This window comes from Microcystis sp. M109S1 (assembly GCF_020247025.1).
Classification (GTDB): domain Bacteria; phylum Cyanobacteriota; class Cyanobacteriia; order Cyanobacteriales; family Microcystaceae; genus Microcystis.
On record NZ_JADBRW010000191.1, the window covers coordinates 1 to 3,859 of the forward strand.

Annotated in this window: 2 protein-coding genes and 1 CRISPR repeat array; both genes read right to left on the reverse strand. The window is 39.5% G+C overall.

The window, feature by feature from the left end; translation table 11 throughout:
* The first annotated feature begins 197 nt into the window (after window positions 1-197).
* Window positions 198-2,313: direct repeats of the CRISPR family, unit length 37 nt; unit sequence GTTTCAATCCCTAATAGGGCTTAAGATTAATTGGAAC.
* A gap of 97 nt (window positions 2,314-2,410) precedes the next feature.
* Window positions 2,411-2,743 (reverse strand): hypothetical protein, encoded by a 333-nt coding sequence (locus tag IM322_RS09215; RefSeq protein ID WP_287672711.1) that lies wholly within the window; start codon window positions 2,741-2,743, stop codon window positions 2,411-2,413.
* Window positions 2,740-3,858 carry an RNA-guided endonuclease InsQ/TnpB family protein gene (locus IM322_RS09220; RefSeq protein ID WP_502866913.1) on the reverse strand — a complete coding sequence of 373 codons (1,119 nt, stop codon included), beginning with the start codon at window positions 3,856-3,858 and terminating at the stop codon, window positions 2,740-2,742. Before IM322_RS09220 ends, IM322_RS09215 begins: the two co-directional genes overlap by 4 nt.
* Between the last annotated feature and the right edge of the window lies 1 nt (window position 3,859).

Below are 3,859 nucleotides of genomic sequence, written 5' to 3' on the forward strand. Positions count from 1 at the left end.
CATCAGTGCCTCTTGCATGAGTGCCTGTCCTCATAAGTAGGATTTGCGGCAAAAAGTTTTTCGTGGGGGTAGGGTGTGGGGTGTGGGGTGTAGGGTTTTAGCGATTTTCATCTGGTCAATTACCTAATTTTCAGGGAAAAAGTCCCTGAATTTTCCCCCCAATCACTCCAATCGCTGGCACTTTGGGTTAGACGGAAGTTTCAATCCCTAATAGGGCTTAAGATTAATTGGAACGTTTAAGTTGAATGCTTCGACTATTACCCTTTGGTTTCAATCCCTAATAGGGCTTAAGATTAATTGGAACTTGAATACGCTTGATTTTATGAATAACAACGAAAGTTTCAATCCCTAATAGGGCTTAAGATTAATTGGAACCGATCCAGAGGATTCGATCGATTGCACATTGCGCGTTTCAATCCCTAATAGGGCTTAAGATTAATTGGAACCTGGCTACAAGCTTAATCTGCCCGCCCAAAGATCAGTTTCAATCCCTAATAGGGCTTAAGATTAATTGGAACTGGGGGAGCGTCATTAGTCCATAAAGGGATGCGAAAGCGTTTCAATCCCTAATAGGGCTTAAGATTAATTGGAACTTCTTGGCATCTTCCTATTTCCGCGCTAACAGAAGTTTCAATCCCTAATAGGGCTTAAGATTAATTGGAACCAGAATGAATCTCCGAAGCCGTCGAGCTATTTTGCGGTTTCAATCCCTAATAGGGCTTAAGATTAATTGGAACAGTAGAAAAAGCCCCAACTAAATCTTTATACTCCTTGTTTCAATCCCTAATAGGGCTTAAGATTAATTGGAACCCTGTTTGTGGATTCGTATCGGACAAAGTCTGATCGTTTCAATCCCTAATAGGGCTTAAGATTAATTGGAACTTTAGGCGATTTAAATCTGCCAGGGCCGCATAATGTTTCAATCCCTAATAGGGCTTAAGATTAATTGGAACGGGATTACTGGCAAGCTGACTTAGAAGCCTCTAAGTTTCAATCCCTAATAGGGCTTAAGATTAATTGGAACACTTACTCTAGAGATATTATGCTTAAAGGATTCAGTTTCAATCCCTAATAGGGCTTAAGATTAATTGGAACGTCGTCTTAACTTCTCCCCTAAGACCTTTTTCGTGTTTCAATCCCTAATAGGGCTTAAGATTAATTGGAACCTGGTTCATTAGGCGGTTTCCTCCGCCGTTTTTTTTATATGTTTCAATCCCTAATAGGACTTAAGATTAATTGGAACTTTGTAAATTTTATCGCCCAATTTGACATTAAAAGTTTCAATCCCTAATAGGGCTTAAGATTAATTGGAACCAGCGATCAAAAAGAAATGCTCTCAGTGTTGGCAGTTTCAATCCCTAATAGGACTTAAGATTAATTGGAACTCTTGTCTTTTTCTGCCTCAATTAATTGCGCCTCGTTTCAATCCCTAATAGGGCTTAAGATTAATTGGAACTGCCGATTCCAAATTCGAGCCGAAGGAATCATCAGTTTCAATCCCTAATAGGGCTTAAGATTAATTGGAACAATAAAAGCATAGAACTTAATAGGAGCAAGGCTTATGTTTCAATCCCTAATAGGGCTTAAGATTAATTGGAACCAGCCGAATTGCTCCTTTTCTCACCTCTATACAGTTTCAATCCCTAATAGGGCTTAAGATTAATTGGAACCTCAATTGGGCAACCTGTACTAATTCAAAAGAATTGTTTCAATCCCTAATAGGGCTTAAGATTAATTGGAACTGTTTTTTGGGGTTCCTGTTTTTGTTCTGTGTACCGGTTTCAATCCCTAATAGGGCTTAAGATTAATTGGAACCTGTAATCTGGCAAGTTCATGGGGCCGGAATTCCTGTTTCAATCCCTAATAGGGCTTAAGATTAATCGGAACTACATTTTTCTACTCCTATATTTTTTTTGCTGATGTTTCAATCCCTAATAGGGCTTAAGATTAATTGGAACAATTTTTTAAAAATCTCTGGGGCAACTGAAACAGGTTTCAATCCCTAATAGGGCTTAAGATTAATTGGAACGCTAAAACTTTCATCTATGAACCAAGTGACACAGGTTTCAATCCCTAATAGGGCTTAAGATTAATTGGAACCCGTTAATTTCCCCTGCGAAAGTATTGGTCATTGTTTCAATCCCTAATAGGGCTTAAGATTAATTGGAACATTAATCCAGAGATAAAATCTTGGGAGTTGATAGTGTTTCAATCCCTAATAGGGTTTAAGATTAATTGCTTCGATTCAGGCCCGACTAATGGCGAAATATCTCATGGTTTCAATCCTTAGTAAGGCTTAAGCTTAATTGCTTCCCATCTTCCTTTAGCCCTTGATGTAAAAGGGTTTCAGGTAAGGATTGCGCCCCATTCGCTAAAATTCAGTTTTCAAGGTTCTGCTCGGTCTAAAAAATCAGTCTAGTAAATCCCAGATCGTAAGCTGGTCGGGATTTTCGGGGATTGCGTCCCGTGATTTTTTAGGCTTTCGCTTGGATACCTTATCAGATAAGGCTTTTGGTTTGTTTTTGCCGTGGCTATCCCCGCACGGCTGAGGTGGGGCGGAAAGAAAAATAAGGGATTGCGAGCCATTCTCGGGCTGAGTGGGGGTGCGATTCCCTTCCTGCTTCATCTGCTTACTAATCGAGTGTTCGGCATTCTCTATCGGCGCTTCCCCGATAGACTCTTGATTTGCATCAAGATCAGGCTTGACGCTCCCATCGCTAAAAGCGAGGGATTCCCTGTTCATCCAGTTACCTTATCTATTAAGCTTTCACCTAATAGACAGTGGGTAGTCTGTCCGAGGGCTTGAATTTCTGTCCGCCCGACAGTATTTGCTCTGCGAAGGATGTTTATAGCGGCGTTTTCGTCTCTATCCAAGACACAACCACAAGAACAAATATGTGTCCTTACAGATAATGTTTTCTTGACAATATTGCCACAATCAGAACATTGCTGACTTGTATATTGTGGATTTACCGCTACCACAAACTTCCCGTGTATTTTTCCAAAGTAGTCTAACCAATCGGTGAACATTGACCAACTTGCATCAGAAATTGATTTCGCAAGTTTTCTGTTTTTCACCATATTAGAAACCTTCAAATCCTCATAGACTACCAAATCGTTAGATTGGATTAACGCTTTTGCTGTCTTAACGGCAAAATCTTTACGTTGTCTAGAAACTTTTAAATGAAGGCGGGCTACTTTAGATTTCTGCTTTAACCTTTTTTGGCTTCCCTTTTTCTTTTTGGAGAGTTTACGCTGTGCCTTTTTCAGTCGTTTTTCGGCTTTACGGAGGAAACGAGGGTTATCAATTTTATCCCCATTAGAGTCGGTCAAGAAATGGTTTAAACCTAAATCAATCCCTACTTCCTTTCCTGTAGAATTAAGCAGTTCTACTCGTTCAAGGTCTAAGACAAATTGACAATAGAATCCGTCAGCCCTTTTAATAAGCCTAACTCTTTTGATTAGGGGCTTATCTAGAATTTCACGATTATAAGAGCCAACTAGCTTTAACTTACCAATTCCAGTTTTATCTGTTATGTGGATAGACTTTTTATCTTCTGACAGTTTCCAGCCAGAAGTTTTGTACTCCACAGACCTTGAGAACTTCTTGAATTTAGGGTAGCCTTTTTGAGCTAAACCTTTCTTACAATTGTCATAGAAACGAGATATAGCAAACCAAGCTCTTTCGGCACTAGCTTGACGAGCCATAGAGTTAAGATTACCTACAAACGGAGTGTCTGAATCATTACTCAACGTTGTTACAAATTTGCAAAAAGAAGCATAATTTACCTTATCTTCTCTGTGAGAATCCATCCAGAGTCTAATGCACTTATTCCGAATGAACTGTCCTATTCTAATA

Coding starts and splice junctions, on each gene's coding strand:
- IM322_RS09215 (WP_287672711.1), bottom strand. CDS start 2,743: ATGAACAGGGAATCCCTCGCTTTTAGCGATGGGAGCGTCAAGCCTGAT.